General features: G+C 41.3%; 19 protein-coding genes. 12 read left to right on the top strand and 7 right to left on the bottom strand.

From position 1 onward, the window contains the following. Window positions 1-2 precede the first annotated feature (2 nt). Complete coding sequence (locus AC5JM2_RS07560) at window positions 3-1,166, bottom strand: ATP-binding protein (RefSeq protein ID WP_495834282.1); 1,164 nt, start codon at window positions 1,164-1,166, stop codon at window positions 3-5. 955 nt (window positions 1,167-2,121) lie between these two features. Between AC5JM2_RS07560 and AC5JM2_RS07555 the strand changes: the two genes are divergently transcribed. From AC5JM2_RS07555 to AC5JM2_RS07540, 4 genes are all read left to right on the top strand, one after another. Beyond that, window positions 2,122-3,234 carry a septal ring lytic transglycosylase RlpA family protein gene (locus AC5JM2_RS07555; protein ID WP_495834281.1) on the top strand — a complete coding sequence of 371 codons (1,113 nt, stop codon included), beginning with the start codon at window positions 2,122-2,124 and terminating at the stop codon, window positions 3,232-3,234. Between the two features lie 214 nt (window positions 3,235-3,448). Beyond that, window positions 3,449-5,047, top strand: coding sequence for a bifunctional pantoate--beta-alanine ligase/(d)CMP kinase (locus AC5JM2_RS07550; RefSeq protein WP_495834280.1), 1,599 nt, complete (start codon window positions 3,449-3,451; stop codon window positions 5,045-5,047). Window positions 5,048-5,323: 276 nt separating this feature from the next. Next, on the top strand, window positions 5,324-6,193 hold the full coding sequence (locus tag AC5JM2_RS07545; protein ID WP_495834279.1) for a DUF5895 domain-containing protein: 870 nt from the start codon (window positions 5,324-5,326) through the stop codon (window positions 6,191-6,193). A gap of 380 nt (window positions 6,194-6,573) precedes the next feature. Further along, complete coding sequence (locus AC5JM2_RS07540) at window positions 6,574-7,527, top strand: M48 family peptidase (protein ID WP_495834278.1); 954 nt, start codon at window positions 6,574-6,576, stop codon at window positions 7,525-7,527. A gap of 113 nt (window positions 7,528-7,640) precedes the next feature. Here AC5JM2_RS07540 and AC5JM2_RS07535 read toward each other — a convergent pair whose 3' ends face one another. Beyond that, window positions 7,641-7,865 carry a hypothetical protein gene (locus AC5JM2_RS07535; protein WP_495834277.1) on the bottom strand — a complete coding sequence of 75 codons (225 nt, stop codon included), beginning with the start codon at window positions 7,863-7,865 and terminating at the stop codon, window positions 7,641-7,643. A 493-nt stretch (window positions 7,866-8,358) separates the two neighbouring features. After that, window positions 8,359-11,151, bottom strand: a complete 2,793-nt coding sequence (treY, locus tag AC5JM2_RS07530; protein ID WP_495834276.1) for a malto-oligosyltrehalose synthase — start codon at window positions 11,149-11,151, stop codon at window positions 8,359-8,361. A 695-nt stretch (window positions 11,152-11,846) separates the two neighbouring features. On the opposite strand from treY, the gene AC5JM2_RS07525 reads away from it, so the two are divergent. Continuing rightward, window positions 11,847-12,839: an NAD-dependent epimerase gene (locus AC5JM2_RS07525; RefSeq protein WP_495834305.1), complete on the top strand. Its 993-nt coding sequence runs from the start codon at window positions 11,847-11,849 to the stop codon at window positions 12,837-12,839. Between the two features lie 14 nt (window positions 12,840-12,853). Here the strand turns inward: AC5JM2_RS07525 and AC5JM2_RS07520 are convergent, their stop codons facing one another. Further along, entirely contained in the window at window positions 12,854-13,414 is a 561-nt protein-coding gene (locus AC5JM2_RS07520; protein ID WP_495834275.1) for a methylmalonic aciduria and homocystinuria type D protein, read from the bottom strand. Window positions 13,415-14,003: 589 nt separating this feature from the next. Continuing rightward, window positions 14,004-14,213: a glycogen debranching protein gene (locus AC5JM2_RS07515; RefSeq protein WP_495834274.1), complete on the bottom strand. Its 210-nt coding sequence runs from the start codon at window positions 14,211-14,213 to the stop codon at window positions 14,004-14,006. Between the two features lie 213 nt (window positions 14,214-14,426). On the opposite strand from AC5JM2_RS07515, the gene AC5JM2_RS07510 reads away from it, so the two are divergent. From AC5JM2_RS07510 to AC5JM2_RS07495, 4 genes are all read left to right on the top strand, one after another. Continuing rightward, on the top strand, window positions 14,427-15,383 hold the full coding sequence (locus AC5JM2_RS07510) for a peptidoglycan-binding domain-containing protein (protein WP_495834273.1): 957 nt from the start codon (window positions 14,427-14,429) through the stop codon (window positions 15,381-15,383). An 88-nt stretch (window positions 15,384-15,471) separates the two neighbouring features. Then, complete coding sequence (locus AC5JM2_RS07505; protein WP_495834272.1) at window positions 15,472-16,965, top strand: hybrid sensor histidine kinase/response regulator; 1,494 nt, start codon at window positions 15,472-15,474, stop codon at window positions 16,963-16,965. Window positions 16,966-17,171: 206 nt separating this feature from the next. Then, window positions 17,172-18,293: a circadian clock protein LdpA gene (ldpA, locus tag AC5JM2_RS07500; protein WP_495834271.1), complete on the top strand. Its 1,122-nt coding sequence runs from the start codon at window positions 17,172-17,174 to the stop codon at window positions 18,291-18,293. Window positions 18,294-18,400: 107 nt separating this feature from the next. Beyond that, window positions 18,401-20,143, top strand: coding sequence for a R3H domain-containing nucleic acid-binding protein (locus tag AC5JM2_RS07495; protein ID WP_495834270.1), 1,743 nt, complete (start codon window positions 18,401-18,403; stop codon window positions 20,141-20,143). 259 nt (window positions 20,144-20,402) lie between these two features. Here AC5JM2_RS07495 and AC5JM2_RS07490 read toward each other — a convergent pair whose 3' ends face one another. Continuing rightward, the gene (locus AC5JM2_RS07490; RefSeq protein WP_495834269.1) at window positions 20,403-20,753 is read right to left on the bottom strand and encodes a hypothetical protein; all 351 of its coding nucleotides are present in this window, start codon (window positions 20,751-20,753) and stop codon (window positions 20,403-20,405) included. Between the two features lie 382 nt (window positions 20,754-21,135). Between AC5JM2_RS07490 and AC5JM2_RS07485 the strand changes: the two genes are divergently transcribed. Genes AC5JM2_RS07485 through AC5JM2_RS07475 form a run of 3 tightly spaced genes read left to right on the top strand, consistent with a single transcriptional unit; the run spans window position 21,136 to window position 21,978 of the window. Next, window positions 21,136-21,357 carry a hypothetical protein gene (locus AC5JM2_RS07485; RefSeq protein WP_495834268.1) on the top strand — a complete coding sequence of 74 codons (222 nt, stop codon included), beginning with the start codon at window positions 21,136-21,138 and terminating at the stop codon, window positions 21,355-21,357. Beyond that, on the top strand, window positions 21,354-21,710 hold the full coding sequence (locus AC5JM2_RS07480) for a type II toxin-antitoxin system RelE/ParE family toxin (protein ID WP_495834267.1): 357 nt from the start codon (window positions 21,354-21,356) through the stop codon (window positions 21,708-21,710). The genes AC5JM2_RS07485 and AC5JM2_RS07480 overlap by 4 nt, the downstream gene beginning before the upstream one ends. Beyond that, window positions 21,700-21,978: a helix-turn-helix domain-containing protein gene (locus AC5JM2_RS07475; RefSeq protein WP_495834266.1), complete on the top strand. Its 279-nt coding sequence runs from the start codon at window positions 21,700-21,702 to the stop codon at window positions 21,976-21,978. Before AC5JM2_RS07480 ends, AC5JM2_RS07475 begins: the two co-directional genes overlap by 11 nt. A gap of 231 nt (window positions 21,979-22,209) precedes the next feature. Here AC5JM2_RS07475 and AC5JM2_RS07470 read toward each other — a convergent pair whose 3' ends face one another. Beyond that, the gene (locus tag AC5JM2_RS07470; RefSeq protein WP_495834304.1) at window positions 22,210-22,536 is read right to left on the bottom strand and encodes a GUN4 domain-containing protein; all 327 of its coding nucleotides are present in this window, start codon (window positions 22,534-22,536) and stop codon (window positions 22,210-22,212) included. Window positions 22,537-23,519: the final 983 nt, after the last annotated feature.

Raw genomic sequence — 23,519 nt, 5'->3', positions numbered from 1 at the left:
TATTAACCTCTCAATAATTTCCAATAACTTTGAATCAGCCGATAGCGAAAACTATATCCTTCGGTTTGTCGAAGAATATAGTAATCACGTTCCAATAGTCTTAATACAGTCCGTGCGATTTCTTTGTTTTGTGTTTCTGGCTCTTGTTTAAGATTGTGGAATAACTCATCAAACAACAAAGGCTCGTTTGAAACTGCCAAAATATCCAGTGAAATTAGAGCATAAGGACGTTGCTCATCACTATAGTAATTATCAATCCGCTCTCGATAATGATCCATTTTCCAAGGATTGAGCGGGTCTAATAAACAATCTTCGATAGTTTTAGTTATAGTTACTGCATCCACCTTTTTGCCTTGCATTTTTAGTTTAATAATCAAGTGGTGGATGTAGAAGGGAATGTTATCCATTGCTTGAGCTATTGCAGCAGCAGTTACCCATGAATCAGTCGTAGAAATATTTTCTCCTAAAAGTAATCTATGAGCTAAACCTGTAGCATCAACATGGGATAATGGCGGAATATCTGCTGAATACATATCATTTGTCGGCTCATTGGTGTATCCTTCTTTTTTCAAAGAAGCAATCACATGATGCAAGCCAATAGAACCCGTAAATACCATCCTGACATCGGGATACATCTGACGGATAGAACGCAATGTATCCAAAACTTCCATCGCCGCTTGATTGCCGATATTACCCAGCATATAGGGCACTTCATCCCAAAGTAGAATGACTTTGCGTTCTTGATTCTCAACTAAATCGCCTATAGTTTTTGTGAGTAATGTTTTCCAGTGGGGAGCAGCAAATTCAGGTAACTTAACACCCATAGCTTCTGTACCACTGATTTGTGTCAATAGCTGGCGCGTGCGTCTTGCTGTTCGTCGCAAACCGCTTAAGTATTCTTCAACATCTTGCAAAATAGTCTCGACAAATTCTAGGGGCGAACGCACTTTCTCCAAGTCATGATAAATAGGGAGCTTATCCTCTGGAGCTTCTGCTTGCATTTTTTTTATGATGCAAGTTTTACCCATCCGCCGTTCCGCATTCAGCATCAGGCTTTGTCTGTCCAAAATTTCCCAAAACTGCTGAATAAGTTGATCTCGTCCAATCACCTCATTTGGGGAAATTTGCCCTCCAGGGTTAGCCCTTAGTTTTAACGGTATCACCATATCTATACCCTCAAAATATACGTAAAGAATAACGTATTAAAAAATAAACATTATTATACGAAATGCATTTTTTACGGAGAATGCGACGGGAATTTTCTCCTAACTGCGCGTGGAAAGGTCATAGGCGGTTCATTCTCAACAAGTTCGCTTTATTGAGCAATAAAATCGCCTATGCATGGAAGGAAGAAATTAGAGAGCAAGGCAAAAATATTTTCGTGTGTTTTAACGTATGCAGTTGATGACCGAAAAAAAAAGGATACTAGCACCATTATTCATTTATGGAGAAAAATACGGAGCAACTTTATTCAAGCCCCTGGATTTAGGAGCCAGTGCTCGGCTAGAGTTCCCCGACTTGTAGACGCCGGAGGCGTGAGACAGCGCTATGCAGGAGGTGACGACAACCGGCTGCGGGAGGGCTGGCGGCTACTTAGTTGCTTACAAATCTATTTACAAATTAAGACCAAAAAGTTAGTTTGTTAAAAAAAATCTTTCATCGTAGTTATAAAGAATACTAAATATACTTATTGTTTATTTAAACTTTTTGTTAAAAAAAACTACTGTAAATGAAGTAAAAGTATGTTATGTTCAGCAGTCTTGATGACCTTTCTTTAGCATTAATTATGTTTATAGACAAGCGTATATGCTACTGCAATCAATTTAATTACTAAATTATTATGAGGTTTTGATAATAAAATTTCTAATGATAAAAAAACTGTCACATAGCCAAAATGCTCATATTTGTAAGGTTTGTGACTTGAAATGAGAGTTAAATTTTGATAAATTGACCAAGGATTAATCAAAAACCTGATCCCCAAACATCTAGGTTTGTGATAGTCTGTTGCAGTTACGCAAAAAGTGAACGCAGAACGAGTTGAAATTTTTTTTAAGATCTATCACTCATCAGTGGTGCAAATTTATAAACCTCTGTTCTTCAGTCGCTTTAACATTCGGACGCATGAATCAAAAACATTTGTGGACTGTTGTCGCTGTCTTTTCTACTGTTTTTGGGACACAATCTGTAGGTCGCGCCCAAACGACCAAGGAAACGTCTCCAAGTTCGTCACTTCCTTCTGGTGACGTGGTGAAAGTAGGAGAATACAAATCCCCACCGGGAAACCCTGCTTCTAATGCTGTGATGACTGAAATTCAGGCTCATGAAGTTGCAGGGCGTCAAGCGGCAACACTCTATATTCGTAAAATTCCGGTTCTTACGTTTGTGGGTGAAAATGTTGGTCAGCAGCCAACTGCAAGTGCCCAGATAAAAGTTGGTGCATTTAGTGATGAAAATGGCACAAAGTTTGGCAGCACAAATGCAAGCAGCTCAACAAAGGTAGTATCAATTGGGGAAAGCATAGATGTCAAAAACCAACCTAATTCTACTAAAGATGACCCAGTTCAGAGGGCTTCGGTCGTAGCCGCTAAGATAAACCAGCTGATCTGGGATAAAGTGGATGCCAACAAGATTACGGTGAGTTGGATAGCAGCAGGTGAGTCAACAGCAAATCAAGCCCAGAAAAATGACCAAGCTGGTCAGCAATCAGTACAAGGTCGCTACATCATCAAGGCAAATGGCGACGAAATCGTGGAAATCGATGATCATACATGGCTAGCAGATACAACCAAAGATCGAGCTAAAGATGCTCTGCAAGCCACAAATCGTCTGCGAAGATTAGTAGGTCAGGCATCTCCCCTGAATGAAATTGCTAATTTACCCGCAAAAGCCCTGGTACAAATACCAAAAATATCCGTGCCAGATTTGCCAGGACAGATAGTCAAAGGACTAAAAGGAGTAGCTTCCTATTATGGCTATGATGGTTCTGGCAACCGCACTGCTACTGGTGAAAGGTTTAATCCAGAAGGAATGACTGCTGCCCATCGCAGCTTACCTTTTGGAACGCGAGTCCGTGTGACCAACACTCGTAATGGTCGTTCCGTAGTAGTTCGGATTAATGATCGAGGACCCTACGTTCGGGGTCGAATGATTGACATTTCTGTTGGTGCAGCGCGCATTTTAGGAATGATGGGTAGGGGTGTTGCACCTGTGCGGATAGAAGTGTTAGGAAGGTAAGAACCGGGGATGAGGAGGCAGAGTGCGTCCTTGGGAGTTTTCCCCTTTGTACCTGCCGTGGAAATGAGGGGGATGAGGAAGATGAGAAAACGTCAGGAAGTAATTTCTTCTCCTGTGCTCCATACCTCCTCATCAATCCCCCTAGCTGCTGGTCTACTCCTCAAATTCAGATATAAACTACTGGGGAGAGATAGACAACACTAGGGGTATTTTTGTGCGCCTGTTAACAACAGTCGCAGCTTTACGCTGCTATTTAGCTCAACACCGTTTTGAAAATCAGCTTGTAGATCAAGCGCAGCTGTTAGCATTTGATGTGACTGCTCGATCCCAGACAGCAGTTGGTTTAGTTCCTACGATGGGAGCGTTGCATGAAGGTCATTTAAACTTAATTCAACGGGCACGGCAAGAAAATGCCATAGTGATTGTCAGTATCTTCGTAAATCCGCTGCAATTTGGTCCAAACGAAGATTACCAACGCTATCCTCGCACAACAGAGCAAGACCAATTACTTTGCTCACAAGCAGGAGTAGATACAATTTTTGCTCCTACTCCGGAAGAGATGGGAGTTGCCCAGAAGATTGTACAAGAATCAAAAGTTACACAAGTTATCCCGCCATCTGCTATGATATCTGGCTTGTGTGGTCGTACTCGGCTGGGTCACTTCCAAGGTGTAGCCACAATTGTCACCAAGCTTTTCAACTTGGTGCAGCCTGACCGAGCTTATTTCGGTCAAAAAGACGGTCAGCAACTTGCCCTTATTAAACGGCTTGTAGCTGATTTGAATTTTCCAATAGAGATTGTTGCTTGTCCTACGGTGCGAGAAGCATCCGGTCTTGCCGTAAGCTCTCGTAACCAATATTTGACCGCAACACAAAAGCAACAAGCATCTGTGTTGTATCGTGGTTTGCAAAAAGCTCAAGCAGCTTTTCGCGCAGGAGTTCGTGATGCAAAAGCCCTCATAGCGGCAGTACGGCAAGAAGTGGCAATGTTTAGTTCTGTTTTAGTGGAATATATTGAATTGGTTGAACCAAATACGTTGATGCTTATAGAAGAAAAAATTGAGGAGGAAGGAATGCTCGCGATCGCTGCTCGTCTTGGTTCTACACGTTTGATTGATAACATCATTCTGCGCGATCGCCAACCCATTATTGCCATAGACGGACCTGCCGGAGCTGGAAAATCTACTGTTGCTCGTCAAGTCGCAGCAAACCTGGGTTTAGTGTATTTAGATACAGGAGCGATGTATCGTGCTATCACTTGGTTGGTGCTGCAAAAGGGAATAGCTTTAGACGATGAGTGTGCGATCGCAGAACTAGCCAACCACTGTGTCATTAAACTAACCCCCAGCAAAGACTTACAAACACCCGTGCAGGTTTGGATTAACGATATTGATGTCACCCAAGCAATTCGTACTCACGAGGTAACATCTAAAGTATCGGCGATCGCCGCTCAAGGTGCCGTACGTCAAGCACTCCTCAAACTACAGCAAAATTGGGGTAAAAAAGGTGGTTTAGTTGCAGAAGGGAGGGACATCGGTACCCAAGTTTTCCCTGATGCAGAAGTAAAAATCTTTCTCACCGCCTCTGTCAGCGAGCGTGCTCGTAGACGCCAGCAAGACTTTCAAAAACAAGGTCAAGCAGAAGTGAGTATACAGCAGCTAGAAAAGGATATCGCTGAACGCGACTGGAAAGACAGCACTCGCAAAGTTTCTCCCCTGCAAAAAGCTCCAGATGCTGTTGAAATAACGACAGATGGAATGAGCGTTTCTGAAATTACAGAACAAATTGTTGACTTTTACACCAATTTGCGGTAAGTATGAAAAAACATGAGGTGAAAGCTGGCTAAGCCTGTTTTCACCTCATTTTTGACGTGTTGCCGCACATTTCCCCATTCCAACCGAAATATTCTAAATAGCCGCTTTGACAGGCATTTGTTAAAATCAGGAGTATATTATGCATGATCTCCTATATAAACTCGCCAAGAGTGTTTTTATTCATAATATTAATTGTGTTTCAAGCCACCAAATGAATTGAAACATTGCTAAACCATGTAAACTTGATCTGCAAAACACTGACAAGCGCCTAAGACGATGAAATTATCTGTAAAATTCGACTTTGAGGATGAGAAGTATAATGCACCAGCTTCTCAAGTCATCCCTTGGTGTCAGATGATTAATCCTCGCTATGGCACAAATGGCTTACAGCCTCACGGTTTGGCAATTAAACTGGATAATGCTCAAGCTGTGGCTTTTCAACCCGATGACAATTGGCATGAGCTAGAGCATGAATTTAGCTCTGGAGCCGAAACAGTCTATATCACTACCACTCCTCGCATAGTCGTCGTGCGTCGGGGACCATTATCTGTTAAAGACCGAGAAACTGGTGTGAAATTGGGTACGCTCAAAGACAATTATGATGCTTTTTTAGCAGACAAACTTAAATTTAAAACATTTACTCGCTATTTAATTTATTTAGTAGGAGAAGATAAAAAGTTTTTACATGAATCCCCTCTACAGTTAACTCTGAATGGAGCCGCAGGAGCAAGTTTCAGCAAGGCTTACTCCGAGTACCAACAAGGTAAAGTCACTAGCGGGTTCGTTGCTGAATTAGAAAGGGCTTATGCTGGATACCGCAAGCAGCCTCTGACACCAAAAGGTACACTATTCCACGCTCACGGAATTTTTTGCCCTATTATCAACTGTGAAGAAAGAGGAATTGAACCGAACACAGTTTTGGTAGCTTCAACTGTAGACTACAAACATCCCACAGTTGCCAGCTTAACAGACTACCTCATTGCTTCCGATTCCCAAGAGTCTGAAATTATCTCTAAGACTTTTGAAGAGTACAAGGACTTTGGAAAGGAAACTATGAAAGCGGAGACACCTCGGATGGAGATGGCAACGGTTTCTAGTTCCTACGTTTATCCGGATGAAGATGATTATGCTTATCCACCGTATTAGTGCACACAGCGAATAAGTTCCCTGTCTTTAAGCTAAAGTCCTTTTTCAAGGACTTGTTCTTTGTGATCGCCTTTATGAGGCGATCATGGATGCTAGTGGCGCATCCCACCCAGCACTGATAGTTTTATTTATTACTAACTTACATCTGTAGTTATTTCAGCAAGCAGTCCTTGAGCGTTTATACAGGACTGCGGGTGATGGCGGTAGATGGAACAGTGTTCGATGTGCCTGCGGAGTGAGGGTTCTTCAGGATTGATAAGTAATCAAACAAACTTCATATCAGAGGTTTCTTGAGTAAAGCAATAGAGCGATCGCTCTACTTAACCTTGTATCTTAAGAACAGGGTAGCAAATTATGAGTCAGCAAGGCGATAAATTCAAATGCAGACAATTCACCTTAAGAACATCAAGACGCAACAACGCGCAATCTTGCACAAGATTTCCAATTTAGCCTCAACTGCGACACCAAACACGATTCAAATACAAGAACTGACTCAAACCATAACTCAAGTTGTTGCAACGATTGAAAAAATCTGTGCTGAATCGCAAGCAACACCAGCCAATCTCACAAGGTGTTCACGTCACATTTATGCATGGATGAAGTTTTTGACTCATGAAAGCAACCTCCAACTTCACTTACAAACGACTTATAAAATCAAGCAAATTGCTCAAACGCTGTGTGAAATACATCAGCAACAGTTAGTCAATATTAATGTTGAACTAACCCACTTAGCAGGATTGTGTAAATACAAACGTTCTTTAGTAAGTATGACTCTCGTCCTGAGTGAAGGTTTTCTCAACGCTAGCCATGAAACCTTAGAAGCACTAGTGAAAATCGCTTTATTTGGCAAATGTCAACATAGTACCACACTTATTAAAAATTATGCAGAAAGCGAAGAATATAGTGATGTCTTGACAGAACTTGATTTTATTACTGAAGTCATTGTAGAAAATGCCAAAGGAAAGTACTACGACTTGAATGAGTTATTTCACAAAGTCAATCATGAATATTTTGCTTCTTCTTTAGTCAAACCACGCCTAATTTGGGGGAGGATTAACAGTTATCGCAAATTTGGTCATTATGAGTCAGCAAGAGACAAGGTAATGATAGCTTTGACTCTTGACAATGCAAGAATTCCTGAGTTTGTAGTAGAATTTGTTTTATATCATGAACTGCTGCACAAGCACCACGGTGCAACATGGATAAATGGCAGAAGAATGGTTCACACAGCAGAATTTCGCAGGGATGAACGTAAGTTTAAATTGTACAAAGAAGCTGAGGAATGGTTGAATAACTTGTCATCATGTGACAAAAATGCCATTCCTTCGCTTTAGAAGTAGAATTTTTTTCACCTTCTTGTAACCAGGTAGTTGCACTCTTGATAACTCACCTTACTTTTCTCACCTTATTCAACTGAAAAGTAGCTTAACTCAAATGCTATTTGCTCCTAATAACGCACATAGTGACCACGAATCCATACCCGACGGCCATTTCGTCTTTCCCAATGTGCAGGAACCCATCGACGTCGATCATATCGGCTAGCTATGACCTCTCGTTGTACAGGTCTGTGAAAACCAGGATCTACGCGAATTTCTAATGCTGATGCTTGTGTTGGTATAGAGGCGATCGCCAAGGGTAAAGCAAGCAACGTACCTGCAATTATCTTTTTCATTAATAAACTTCCTTTGACCACTTTGATCAATTATCTTTGGTTCAATCGGCTTAAAAATTTAACCGACTTGATATCTATAGTAGGAACAGGAAGCTGTCATACAGTAGAGAAAATGTGACTGACTTGACTGTGACTTTATTACGATCCTAAGTGTGACTAATGTCATGGGTTACAGATACAGTAGCAATTCCTGAGTCATAAGGAGGCTGCGCTGTGGGCGGCAACGCTACGCGAACGCGCAGCGTCTGGTGCAGGAGTTAGCAACTGCCGTTCAGAAGTAAAATTTGGTTCTGTTGGGTTGCGCTATCTCCTTACGGAGACGCTACGCGAACGCTTAAACGCCAGACGCCTCTGTCGGGAAACCCTCCTGCAGTGCTGGCTCCCCAACCTACAATCTAAAATATATCCCTGTCCGAAATCGCGGAGAGGGATGCCCGACAGGGCAGGGTGAGGTTCCGAAGGATTTTGAGCGAGAATGATAAGTTAACTTAAACTAGCCTTGACTAACCAACAAACCCACAGGGAAGTATTTCAGCGCTTCCCCAATCAGCAAAGTGCCATTAGCTTCAACAGTTTGCTCGCTTATCGCATCTTTCCAGGAAGTGACTTGTGTAGGTAGCTTCAAGGTCGTATCATTCCAAACATCTTGTCCTAGGGGGTACTCTCCCGGTTGAATTAAGCTTGTAAAAAAGCGGGGGGCAATGGTAATAATCGTCTTATTTCCATCATTCCTTGCAAAAGCAATGATATTGTCTTTAAACTTGCCACTCACTTCTAAAGGTAAGTAGTCGCCTTGCTGAAAAACTTGTAAATGTTCTGTCCTTGCTTTCAAACCTTGGACAACGAGGAACAGTTTAATTCTGGCATCTTCCTTATTAGCGAGTAACTCATCTATTAGCTTGAGAATATCTATCTTTGCCTGTTCCTTAATTGCTTTTAGATAAGATTGCCGAGTTTTAAAGTTAACCGGACGGCGATTATCAGGATCAACTAAGCTAAAATCCCATAGTTCAGTTCCTTGATAAAAATCGGGAACTCCAGGCGAAGTAATTTTCAGTAGCGTTTGAGAAAGAGTATTGTAGATACCATACTCAGCAACCCATCTTTGGAAAGGCAAAAATTCTTTTAAAAATGGATTGTCTTTCAAAGGTTCAAAAACTGCCGTGACAAAATCAGTAAAAGCATTTTCATAGACGCTATTTTGTCGCAGCCATGCAGTATGAACTTTCGCTTCTCTGATAGCTTTTATTACATAATCTTTGACCCGTTCAATACAGCTAGGAAACTCTTCTTCATTAAATGGAAAGACTCCTACAAGTGCTTGATACAAAAGATATTCATCGTTCCTATCTGGCATTGTTAACTGGTCAACTGTCTTTCTATGAGAACTATTAATTTCACTCCACTTGCGAACTTGTTTTTCCCATTCTTCAGGAATTTCGGAAAGAACATTCAGCCTTGCCCTAGAATCTTCACATCGTTTAGTATCATGAGTAGAGGTAGTACTCATAGCACTAGACCATTGCTCCTGCCGTTTTTGATTAAACTCATGAAATTCTGAAGCACTAATCCCAAAATGACTCGGTTCGCCACCGACTTCGTTTAAAGAAATAAAGCGATTATAAACATAGAAAGCAGTATCTTCAACCCCTTTCGCCATCAATGGTCCTGTGTACTGTTGCACTCTCATCACAAAGTAAAGCCACTGGTCTTTCTGAGTTTGAGTGGTATCATCATCATATTCCAGCAACAGCAATTTCTCGATCAACTTTAATTCATGGTTTAAGAATGGTGTGTGTGGTTTGGTCGCTTCAATCACTTCATGAACATAAGCGCGATCAATTTCAGAGATTCCCTCTTTAGTAACATAAGTTCGGTAAACAGGAAAGCGGCTAAGAACTTCTGCAAGCGCTCGCTTTAAACCATTGATTGTAAAGTCATTTCCATACCGATGCTTACTCGCAATTGTCTTTAAAAGAGAAGTGATATTATCAATATCCCCGGCTAACTTTCTCTCTAGAATGAGGTGCTTTTTCTCTGGAACCATTTCTTCAAAAGATGTTGTTAGGCCTGTAAAACCTGAGTAGATTTCAGTAAAATTCTCTTCGTTCTCGGTTTTACAAAAAATTCCGTTGATGTAATTTAGATAATCATAGCCAGATGTACCTTGAACTGACCAGTTACTTGGTAAGTCTTCTCCAGGCTGTAAAATCTTTTCAACAGTAATATATGTATCTCCCGTCTTTTCTCTCAACCTGTCTAAATACTGTTTGGGATCGTATAAACCATCAATATGGTCGATTCGCAAGCCTGTAAACTTACCTTCACTGACTAGCTTGTTAATCAAATCATGAGTCTTTTCAAAAACCTTTAAATTTTCCACTCTAACTGATATCAACTCATTCACAGCGAAAAATCTTCTATAATTCATCTCTTCAGCCCCAACTTTCCAGTAACAGAGGCGGAAAAACTGTTCTGAGAGTAAACTTTCTAAAAGATTAAAGCTTTCTGGCTTTCCTGGTTCACCATTAAAAAGTTGGAGATTTTCATCAATAAACGTTTTTACTTCCGGATTTTCTGTATACAATTCCCAAAGAAGTCCTTTGACAAAAGCTGCTTGGTCTTGTCTTTGTTGTGCTACTGTCTCTGAAGGAAGACTTTTGACTATATACAAGACACCAAGCAACCTCACAAATATCGGGTGCTCTCTTCCTAAAGCTTGAGCCAATTTATCTAAATTCTCACTCAACAAATTGGCGTAAGATTCTAATTTAAGAGGAATCTTTAAACTAAAATAGTTAACGCTTAGTCCTGTCTCGTCATACTTAAGTTGAATGTCGCCATTTTCTAAACACTCTCCGTAAAAGTTGCCCAGTAATGGAGCCAATATCGGTTCGTAGTTTCTAGCAAAAGGAGCATTCCAAGGAATATCAAAGTAATCAACATAGCTGGAATGTATACCGTATTCCAACACATCCATCAAAGATTTATTTTGGCTATCATAACCCATGTGATTAGGGACAATATCCTGTAACCAACCCATATGATGCTGCTGTAATTCTTGGACTAAGCTTTCAAAAGCTTCCTGAGTTCCTAATTCTGGATTTAACTGAGTGGGGTCAACAACATCATATCCATGACTACTTCCGGGTCTGGCTTTGAAAATGGGAGAAGCGTAGAGGTCAGAAATTCCCAACTCTACCAGATAGTTTGTAATTGCTTTTGCGGCATCAAAACCAAATTCTGAATTGAATTGAATTCGATAACTTGCTGCTGGAATCCGCATATAAATTCTTCCTCGGGTATATGTCTAATGAGCGTTTTTTTAGTATCCTGTTTATGCACTGAAAAGCACTATAAGGGTTTTCAATTGAGTTCAGTACATCAAAGAGTGAAACAACCACAGATATAAATACTCTCTGAGTAACTTGTCAGAGAATACGCAGGCTGTAGTAGATGAATCTGTCTTTCATTCGAGCCAGAACCCTTATAGATTTTTTCGTGAAAATTATCAGGCTTGGTTAAGCAAATAAGTCTCAGATATTACTTTAAGTTGTTGCACATTGCTATTTTTTATGGTAACGGTAAACAACGACATTGCCATTTTTCATGAGTATAAGAGAAAAAATTTCTTCAATTTTTTTCTGAAATTATTATAAGTTTAAATCTGACATCAATTTGGTTGAAGTTCATTAGACTGAAATCTTGCACAATTCTCAAGAACGCAACCACGCGAACGGCGATAAGCTGGAGGCTTTAGCTTGGTGTATTGCACCCAACACCATCAAGCGCTATAGTCCTCACCTTCACACAATTTATTTTTTCATATAATTTTTCTGCTTCGGCGAATAGCACACTCAGACTAAAAACTACGTCAGCCTGCTAGTGAAAATCCCCCCAATAGAATTCCTGGCTACAGCGATGGCTGTAGTTCAAGCAATGACTATGATGGCTGTTATAGACTTTTGAGGGATATTCATGATGAGGGTACTGGTTACTGGTGTTGCTGGATTCATTGGCTATCACTTAGCACAACGTCTTGTCAAAGAAGGTGTGGAGGTGATAGGCATTGACAACTTAAATGACTATTATGATGTCAACCTAAAAAAAGCTCGTTTGGCGCAACTTGACTCGCAGCCAGGGTTTACATTTCAGTTTTTGGAGTTAAGCGATCGCCTTGAGGTTGCGAAACTCTTTCAAAACTACACTTTTGATTATGTCGTCAATCTTGCAGCCCAAGCAGGCGTACGTTACTCTTTACAAAATCCTTGGGTTTATATAGATAGCAATGTTACGGGCTTTGTTAACCTTTTAGAAGGATGCCGCCAAAGTCAAATCAAGCACTTAGTATTTGCGTCTTCAAGTTCTGTTTACGGTATCAACACCAAAGTTCCCTTTGCTGTTAGTGATAATGTTGACCATCCTATTTCACTATATGCTGCAACTAAAAAAGCAAATGAACTGATTGCCCATACTTATAGTCATCTTTATGACATTCCAACAACCGGGCTACGCTTTTTTACAGTTTATGGTCCCTGGGGAAGACCGGACATGGCATATTTTAAATTCGTAAAAGCGGTACAACAAGGCAAGCCCATTGATGTCTACAACTTTGGCAAGATGCAGCGAGATTTTACATACATTGATGATGTTGTTGAGGGCGTTTTTCGGGTGATGCTTAAACCACCTCAACCCAACATAGCCAACGTAGCAAACAGTAATGCTCCTTACAGGCTTTATAACATTGGTAACAATAACCCTGTGGAATTGATGACGTTCATTGAAGTGATAGAAAAGGCGCTTGGCAAGAAAGCCGTGAAAAACTTATTACCCATGCAACCGGGAGATGTTCCTGCAACTTATGCCGATGTAGATGACCTGATGCGTGATGTTGGATTTAAGCCCAGTACACCCCTGGAACAAGGTATAAATTGCTTTGTGCAATGGTATCAACAGTACAAACAAGCTGAATAGAAAGTATAAATATTTCATCCTTCATCTTTTGTCTTCCAATCATGCAGGGGGACTATACTCTTGATAACCGACTCTATGATGATTGGGGGAGCTTGTGATATCAGAATTCCAGGGTAAACTGCCATTCCCCACTTCGGGTGGACTAGTAAACGGCATTTGTTCTGAATAACCGGATAATGCAGTAAAGCTTTCACAGCTGCGGTGTCATCGTGGAGAATTTTCCCTGGACGGGAAAGCAAAGGATAGCCAGTGCGGGGGTCGATCAGGTCTGTTAAATAATGGCGATCGCGCAGATTAAATGCCACATCACAGCCAAATCTCATAAACTTTTCCCGCAACCTTTGTTTTTCTGTCTCAATTTTCGGTGTACTTTCCACAAGTTCATATCTTGATTGCTGTAAAACAATCACCACCCACAAGAAAAGCTGTTTTTTCCAATCTGGTAATATCTGCTCGCGGTTGGCACAGATATACAGACTAGGAACATGAATTGAAATTTGAACAGCTTGTCCCCTTTTGCCAACCAAATGAATGGGACAGCCTCCAGCAGAAGTGTAAACTGTCGGATATTGCACTCAACTTTATTTGGTTTTTACAAGTTTTTGACATCGATCTTTTTTATTGATGATAACTCTTAAATAGTCAAAATAAATATCAATTTTCCCTACTAGAAGAGATACTTTCAAGCTATTTTTGATATTCTACTTATCTTTAATAAATCTTTAATCTTTATTTTACCTTGTATGATACAATTTTTCATTTTCACTGTACTATAGCAGTCCTATTTGAATTGTGAGACACTCTTGCGCGTCGAACTCACGTCAAAAGTGAGCCAGTCCTCGACTAGGTTTCCTCCCAACAGGGGAAACCTGGGGAATCGGCAAACCCCAAGGGCGTGCAGCAAGAGCGTCGTAATTTCGCTGCACTAATTTATCGGTTTTATGTGGATGATTTGCAATTGTTCGACTTGCAACTTGCGACTTGCGGTTTCAATCCAACTTTAAAGCATTGACTGAACGTCATCCCAAGAATTGCGGCTTTGATATGAATAGACCACAAATCGTAGGGTGGGCATTGCTCAGAAAAGCCAATGTGATAGACATTTGAGATATTAGTGAGCAATGCCCACCTTACAGAAAACCGCTGTAACTGTTAGCAACCGCTTCAATCCAACTTTAAAGCATTGACTGGAACGTCATCCCAAGAATTAACTGTTCGCAACCGCGCCACCCACCCCCATGCCTTTTGCTCCTCAGTTAAATTTTGCTTAAAGGACTCATGACAGTCTTTGGCTTGGGACTCGTTACAGCAAGCAATACAAGCATAAATCATTCCAGATGGATCAAGTTGTTCATTTACCCAGATAGTCGTCATAGCTGATTATCACCAAAACTCAAGCAGAAAAAGCAATATGCCATATAATGATTCAATTGCACAACAAATTTTTGAAATCTTCTGGAATTAATAGATAAATTATTGAAGCAGTTACAGGCAAAGCTTGTAGACGATACTCTAGAAAACAATCTATAAAATCTATGGGTATACTTTACTTGCCTGTCATTTTTACGAAATAAAGAACTAAAGAATATGGCACAATATCCCAACGGAGTTTGGATTTGGAAGCTTTCAGAGATTCGCGCTGATTATCTGGACAAGCTTGTTGAACGGAAAGTACAGCGTGTTTATCTTAAGGTTTTTGATGGAAAATATCAAGGTAAACCTACTTTTTGGAATTGGCAGTGTTCTCCAGAAATTATTCAGGAATTTAAGTCTCGTGAGATCGAAGTGTATGGATGGGGATATCACTATGGTACTGCTGATATTACTAGACAAATTGTAAAAGTTAGGCAAGCTCTTAACTGTGGACTGGATGGCTATATTGTTGATGTAGAAAAAGAAGTAGAAGACCCTAGCACACATACAAATGTAGACAAGCTTCTTTCTGCTGTGCGTATGATCGTCAAGGAAGGAACTTTAGGATATGCAACTTTTGGAAATCCTCGACTCCACCCTAATGTTCCTTGGCAGATTTTGGATAAGTATTGCGACTTAGCGTTCCTACAAATCTATTTTGAGAAGTTCACTTTCAAACCCACTACTCCAGAAGAAGTTAAAGATTGTCTGGATGCTTACAAAAATTTGGGTTTTAAAAAACCAATCTTACCCGTTTGGGGTTCGGAAAGTGATACAGCAAAACCTGCAACAGCCGCAGAACTTCAAGATTACCTGAATAACTATCCTGGCTCATCAATTTGGCGTATTCCTAAGGAAGGTGAACGGAGTGAAGCTTGGAATTTGACATATTCTGGCTTTGTATTACCAACACTTAGACGTAATCTTCGTCAAGGAAGGACAGGAGATGATGTCAAAGCTGTGCAAAAAGTGCTGAATGCAAGAGGGTACAACCCAGGAACCGCAGATGGAAATTTTGGTCCTCAAACGGAAGCTGCTGTTAAAGCATTTCAAAAAGAAGCCGCTTTAACTGTAGATGGAGAGGTGGGTAAACTGACTTGGGTCGCCCTTGGTGGTAAATTTGATGCATGATGGTAATAGACAGTTTTCAGTACATTATTCTGAAATCTGTCTTCCGTGCCAAAAATCTCTCAAATTGCCACATCAGTTTTTTTTTGAAATGCATAGAAATCAAGGTCAAGAATATAAGGGCAATATTCTAGTCGTTGATGATACACCAGACAACCTACGTCTTTTGTCAGCAATGCTGACTGCACAGGGTTATGAAGTTCGTAAAGCCTTAAATGGCAAAATGGCACTGATGGCGTGTCAAATGGTTTTGCCTGATGTCATTTTGCTAGATATAAAAATGCCAGGAGTAAATGGGTATGAGGTTTGTCAGCAACTTAAGGGTGACCAGAGAACTTGTGAAGTCCCAGTGATTTTTATTAGTGCTCTAGATGATGTATTAGATAAAGTAAAAGCCTTTGATGTGGGAGGTGTAGACTATATTACTAAACCTTTTTATGGGGCGGAAGTTATCTTGCGAATTGAAAATCACATGAACTTGCGTCTATTACAAACTAAACTTCAAGAAAAAAATCTTTTGTTGCAAAATGCTCTTGACGATTTAAAAGCTGCTCAAGTTAAACAAATTCAAAATGAGAAGATGGTAGCATTGGGGCAGTTGGTTGCCGGAATTGCCCATGAGGTGAATAATCCAATCAGTTTTATCTATGGCAATCTTGAATATGTTGGGCAATATGTGCAAGAACTAGTCGGTATGATTTTGCTCTATCAGCAAGAATATCCACATTCTACACCTAAAATCAAGCAAATCGTCCAAGAAATAGATCTGAACTTTTTGATGAATGACCTGAAAAACTTATTAGGTGCGATGAACAGAGGAGCTGATCGCATTCGGCAAATTGTACTAGCGCTACAAAAATTTTCTCGGGTTGACGAAGCTCAGATGAAGTCGGTAAACATTCATGAAGGTATAGATAGTACTTTGGTGATGTTGCAGCATCGACTCAAGAAAACAACGTATTGTCCTGCTATTGTTGTTGTCAAAGAGTATGGCAATTTGCCCCCTGTGACTTGTTATGCTAGCGAACTGAACCAAGTGTTTCTGCATATCTTGAATAATGCGATCGATGCTTTGGAGTCAACGCAGGGGCATAGTGAGTGGGAGATGTCGTCTCCTTTGGGTGGACAGATCAATAAAAGTCTTAGTAGCACAAGCCATCGAAGATTTCACCGAATAGGGAAAGATGAGCACAAGCTTTGTGATCAACAGATGTGGCAATGGAAAGATGGGGAGAGGATAAGACCATTACACTTGACCAACTCACCAACTCATGACGTTAGCTCCACAATTTGTGCTCCTATGATTCGTATTCGTACAGAGTTGGCAGATGATAATACAGTCAAGATTAGTATCGCTGACAATGGACTTGGTATGGATGAGTCAGTGCGAGCAAGAACCTTTGATCCATTTTTTACGACAAAGCCTGTTGGTAAAGGCAGTGGACTGGGATTAGCAATCAGCCATCAGATTGTGGTACAAAAACATCAAGGACAAATTAGTTGCAACTCCTTACCAGGAGAAGGAGCAGAGTTTATCATCGAAATTCCAGTCAAGCATCCAAATACTGAATCAACTACTGGGTGATTATAAATACAATTAACCTGTTCAACTGCTCAGCCTTTCACAACACAACCAAATATCGTCATCAAACTCCCAAAATACAGCTTCTCAACAAAATCTCACGCAAGACTTGAAAACAAGAGTTATCTCCTTTGAAATAGAAAAAAATAATCATCAAAACTTTTGTGAGCCACCTCTTACATTTTTCCGTCCCATAGCATAATAGAGATGTGACTCATCTATTAAACCCTTTACGATCCCTCAAACAAGGTCACTGGTTCAAGCTCATCTGCGGGGCCAGCTACCAACATCTGCCTGCGGTCAGAAGTTTAACACTAGCCTACACTTTGGCTGGCGCTGACTGCATAGATGTTGCCGCTGATCCAGCTGTCATTGCCGCAGCCAAAGATGGACTGCAAGCTGCTTCTGCCTTATCAGAGGTTGCTGGGCAGCAAAGATTTGGCTTGCCTGGAAGGTCTCCCCTGTTGATGGTTAGTCTCAACGACGGGGAAGATCCACATTTCCGTAAAGCTGAGTTTAATTCTACAGAATGCCCCAAGGAATGTGATAGACCATGTGAAAGGATTTGTCCAGCCCAAGCAATTGTTTTTAATAGTATAAAAAACGAATCATCAGGGGTTATATCACAAAAATGCTACGGATGTGGTCGTTGCATACCCGTTTGTCCATACAATATAATTTATACAAGATCATATGTATCAACGCCAGGAGCGATCGCACCATTGATCCTGTCATCAGGAGTAGATGCCGTAGAAATTCATACAAATGTTGGGCGTTTGACAGAATTTCAAAGATTGTGGCAAGCTATTTTACCTTGGGTTGAGCGTTTGAAGTTAGTCGCAATCAGTTGTCCAGATGGAGAGGGTCTGATTGACTATCTTCATGCCCTTTATAACGTAATTGCCCCCATACCGTGTGCTTTAATTTGGCAGACTGACGGTCGTCCGATGAGTGGAGATATTGGTAATGGTACCACTCAGGCAGCCGTCAAATTAGGGCAAAAAGTCTTGGCAGCTAAATTACCGGGATATGTGCAATTAGCTGGTGGAACCAACAGCTACACTGTTGCCAAGTTGAAGGCAATGGATCTTCTCAAGAGAACAGGGGAAGCTTATTCCTCTTCGTCCTCTTCGTCCTCTTCCATTGCTGGTATCGCTTACGGTAGTTACGCCCGGGTACTACTATCACCAATTCTCGAGCAATTAGAAGCAAGGGAGGTGAAAAATGCTTGTCTTAAAACAACTGTCCGCTTAGAAGAAGAACCAGAATTGCTCGCTCAAGCGGTTTCGCTTGCACATTCTCTCGTTTCCCAGCTCAAGTCACAGCAGTAGGGAACACTGTTCCTTATGAGCGCGTTGCGGACACTTTCTGGTGGCGGGGTGATCCTCCTCGTACTACAAGTGTCCAAGTATCTCTAAAAAACGTCACCATAAAAAGCATGACGATTAAAGACGATCTTCAAAAATTGTTGGACATTTTGCCCCAAGACCTGCGGCAGATACTAGAAAAGCATCCTCAACGAGATAGCCTAGTAGAAGTGGTCTTGGATTTGGGTCGTCGTCCTGAAGCTCGCTTTCCCAATCAAGCAGAGTATCTGGGCGAAACACCCGTTACGCAAGAACAGATAGATGATTGTATCAAGAGAGTGGGAACCTTTGGCGCGGATAATCGGGCAGGAATTGAGCAAACCCTGCACAGGATTAGTGCCATCCGCAATCGCAGTGGTAAGATTATCGGCTTAACCTGTCGTGTTGGTCGGGCAATATTCGGCACAATTACCATGATCCGCGATTTGGTGGAAACTGGAAAATCAATTCTCATGCTGGGACGCCCAGGTGTGGGTAAAACCACTGCACTACGGGAGATTGCCCGTGTTTTAGCGGATGATTTTCACAAGCGAGTAGTGATCATTGACACTTCTAACGAAATCGCTGGAGATGGTGACGTTGCCCACCCCGCGATCGGTCGCTCACGCCGGATGCAAGTGGCTCATCCAGAACAACAGCATCAAGTGATGATTGAAGCTGTGGAAAACCATATGCCAGAAGTCATCGTGATTGATGAAATTGGTACAGAACTGGAAGCCTTAGCAGCTCGTACTATTGCTGAACGAGGTGTCCAGTTGGTAGGAACTGCTCATGGTAATCAGATTGAAAACCTGATCAAAAATCCGACGCTTGCTGACTTGGTTGGTGGTATCCAGGCTGTGACACTGGGAGACGATGAAGCCAGACGGCGAGGGACTCAAAAGACAGTTTTAGAACGCAAAGCACCTCCCACTTTCGAGATTGCGGTGGAAATGTCAGAACGGCAACGCTGGGTAGTTCACGACAGCGTCGCTGACACAGTTGATACTCTCCTACGGGGGCGTCAGCCTAGTCCGCAAGTCAGAACTGTGGATGACAATGGCAATGTGAACGTGACTCGTCAGCTTACCGCAATCAACGGTCGTGGACAAACACTTGGTGGGGAAGAATCTTTTCCAGCACCAGCACGACAGTCAAATGGCTGGCGTGCAACTGGACAAATGATACCCCTACCGACATTGTCTGGTCAAAGCCAAAAAAGTTCTGGAGTTAGTGAGTTTGACCGCTTACTCGATGAATCCTTTAATGGTTTTGATGGCTTTGATTTTGACTCCACCACTACTAGACATGCAGGACCTAACGGCGAAGATTTGCCACTGCACGTATATCCCTATGGCGTTAGCCGCAGCCAATTGGAACAGGTCGTTGGGGTACTTTCTTTACCAGTGACATTGACAAAAGATCTAGATAGTGCTGATGCTATATTGGCGTTGCGATCGCACGTCAAAAACCACGCCAAATTACGGCAAATGGCTAGAGCACGTCAAATACCGATTCATATGATCAAGTCCAGCACCCTACCGCAGATAACCCGAGGCTTGCGGCGGTTGCTGAATATGGACGATCCGGAAGTTAACGACGATCGCGAAATGCAACTGTTTCTCCACAGCGCCAGTGATGATGAAATGGACGCCTTGGAAGAAGCAAGACTTGCTGTAGAGCAAATCGTGATTCCCAAAGGACAGCCAGTCGAATTATTGCCCCGTTCTCCTCAAGTGCGGAAAATGCAGCACGAGTTGGTAGAACACTATCGGCTGAAATCTAATAGCTTTGGGGAAGAACCAAATCGGCGTTTGCGGATTTATCCAGCTTAAAACAGTGAACGCTTAACAGTGAACAGTGAACAGTGAACAGTAAAGGAGTCAGGAGTCAGGAGTCAGGAGTCAGAAGTCAGGAGTCGCAATTGTTTTTTTCTTTCTTCTGAATACTGAATTCTGTATTCTGAATTCTTCTTCAAACTGATAACTGTAAAAAAGCAATAGGTGACAGGTTACAGTTTCTCTGTACCCTGTCACCTGTCTTCTAAAATCTCTGTTTACCCGTTTATCTGCCTAGTTTGTTTTGTCCTTTATACTAGTCCTTTATACTATCAGCAGTCCTTTCAGCTGTATCTGGGTACACCTTACCCAAGTCTTTTACAGCTTCTGCTGATTGTCCTGCAATTCTTTTGGCGCGTTCACCAGGAGCATCTTCGGTTTCGCGAGCTTGCTTAAACCATCCTCCTACTGTTTGCGGTCTGTCGGAAGAGTTCCGCTCTAGGGCTTGGTTAACTCTGTTGGTTAAGTCTTTGTCACTACTCTCATTAGTAACATTTGTTGTCAGCACTAGCAACCCAGCTAAAACCACAGCGAAAAAACGTTTTACCTGAAGTTGGTTAAATAGAGAATTGATCTGAGCAAATGCCTTAGAAATCAAATTTATCATTACAAGACTCCATTCGTTAATTTTCAACACTTTTTACAGTTTCAGAACCGGAGCAAACTCGCCTCAATCACAGGTTGGCTCCGGAAAAGGAGTCAAAATTAACCTATCTTCAAGCGAATAAGCCGTCCTGAATATAAGTCAAGACTAACTGTAAAAATGTAATAATTCTTCTAACAGAAGTCATAGCTTGGTTATGGAAAAGATAAGACTATGTGCGGATTTGCTCTGACATAACCCAGGCAGTATATTTAGATCTCTGGTGAAAATATGTTGGTTTTTTTAAGATTTACGGGTTCCGACTGTCTTGCAACGAAGCCAGAAGGGCTATAGATAGTCAATAAAGATAGAATGAAGAAACCATATAACCAACTAAACATTGCTGATGAGCAAGCCTGCGTCCTTACAGACAGTTATTGAGTATGTAGAGGCTCTTTCAACCGAAGAGCAAGATTTATTATTGGAACTAATTCATAAACGACGAGTTGAAAAACGGCGTCAAGAAATCGCCAGCAATGCAGCACAAACGTTGGAAGCAATTAAAACAGGTAGGGCAAAACGTGGTACTCTTGCTAATCTACGGGCTGATTTGCTGAGTGACGAATGAGAGAGGTTGTCTTTTACCGCACTGATTTAGAACGTTGTCCTATTGAAGAATTTCTTGATTCTCTGTGTGGGAAACAAGCGCAAAAAGTACTATGGGTATTACGGCTGATTCAAGAGCTTGATTCTGTGCCAAGTCAATATCTTAAGAAATTAGTGAATACAGATGATATCTGGGAAGTGAGAGTTCAAGTAGGCAATAATACATTTCGTCTACTTGGCTTTTTTGAAGATAATAACCTGATTGTTTTAACAAACGGATTTGCTAAAAAGACACAAAAAACTCCATCCCAAGAGATTGAGTTAGCAGAACACCGAAAAAGAGATTATTTAAGCAGGAAACAAAATGATGAGTGATGTAGAGAAATACATTGCCAGACGCAAGCAAACTGATCCGGAGTTCGCTGAAAATTTTGAATCTGGATATTCCAGTTTTAAAATTGGCGTGTTGCTGGCGCAAGCAAGAATTGAAGCGGGAATGACACAAGAAGAATTAGCACGTCGGTTAAATTTGCATGAATCTATAATTATCAGAATCGAAAACGATGGCTCAGATGTTGGTATCTCTACTTTAGAAAAATATGCTAATGCCTTGGGGAAGAAACTTTATGTAGAAATTCAATAAGTGCGTAGACGTAAAATGACTGGGAACCAACAAACCAAGAAATAGAAGAAGTAGCGTGCAAGTTTATCTTCGCGAATTGTTATAACCCACAATTTGCCAGCATCGTACTACAAGCACAAGAAGAAGATCCAAATTGGATGTAGTGCCAGGTAACGAAAACGTAGAAACCGCAACACTCCGTGGGAAATCACTTGTTTGCTAATCTTTACAATTGTGTGTAAGCCTTATATGTTACAGTTTACAAGTCTGGACGCGAGAGAAGAGATTGTTAACTGCCCAAGATCGAGTTCTCCACTCAGGTCCCAACACCCTCTCGGAGATGTCCCTAGGGAGATGTCCCTGGGGGGCATTTATGGAGAAGGTTAATTCATTGTAGTTCAGCCATTCTCTGTTCCAAAACATTCCTTTGCGCCAACCCACGCGATCGCCAAACTTTTCGTAGTCTTCACCCACCCTTTCCCAAATGCGCTTTTGCACACTAAAACCAAAGCGCCCACCACTGTATTTTACCCAAAGTTGGTCAATTGTGCGGAGGTCAGTGCAGGGAAAGTTTTCGATGGATTGAGTAGAGAGCCAGCCTTCTTTTTCTTTACCAAGAGATCCCCCAACCCACGCGCTTGTGCTACAACAGGGGGATCTTAAGCGAACCCTATTGAAACCTCACCCTGCCCTACCGGGCATCCCTCTCCTTATTAAGGAGAGGGAAAGATTTTTGCGCAGCTAAAAGCGAGGGTGAGGTGAAAAGCAATCCGGTGTGTACACTATAGCCTTATAAAGGGAGGAAGAAGAATTATATTCTCTCTATTGATGTCTACTTACTTACTGTAAATACAACAGCTATATCCAAAAAAAACCCCGATAATATCGAGGTGTGCTGTGCTTTTATTTATGCAGCGTATTCCAGTGTTGTATTGTATTTTCATTTGAATAAAACAATTTCACACCATCCTAAAGGAGTAAAACGTTAATATGTAACTGAATATACATATTTTTCCATGTAAAGTTTAAGGAAAAAGCCGGAATTCTTGACTACAAACCAAATTAAAATCTCAACAATAGCTTGAATGACTAAATCCTATCAATTATAAAAAACCCCGAGCAAGTCGGGGTGAAGGTCTTTGCCAAAACAGGTTTCCTGTGACGTTTCTATTTTGATCTACAAACAAGCTCTCGCACCCCATCCAAAAGATAGAAAGCTGAAAATCGTGATGGTGTATACATACTGTTAAGTGGGTGGCAAGAAATAAACGTAACCATGTCCGCAGCGTTAACGCTGCGGACAGACAGAACTTTTTTCTATTTACTTAGTTTATGATTTTTTATTTAATAAGTCATGAAGTAAGCTTCATGATGAAACGTTAATTACCCTACTAAGGGCAGGGAACAGGGAACAGTGAACAATTGATCACTGGTAATACCGTTTCACTTTAAGGTTGATACAAATAGGCAGCAGAGGAGCAGAGGAGCAGAGGAGCAGAGGAGCAGGGGAGCAGGGGAGAAAGAATTAGAGACTAATCATTTGTATCAAGGATTTCGTGAAA

This window comes from Brasilonema angustatum, assembly GCF_059505445.1.
Note: the sequence above shows the minus strand (reverse complement) of the source record. Positions and strands in the feature narration are given on the sequence as shown.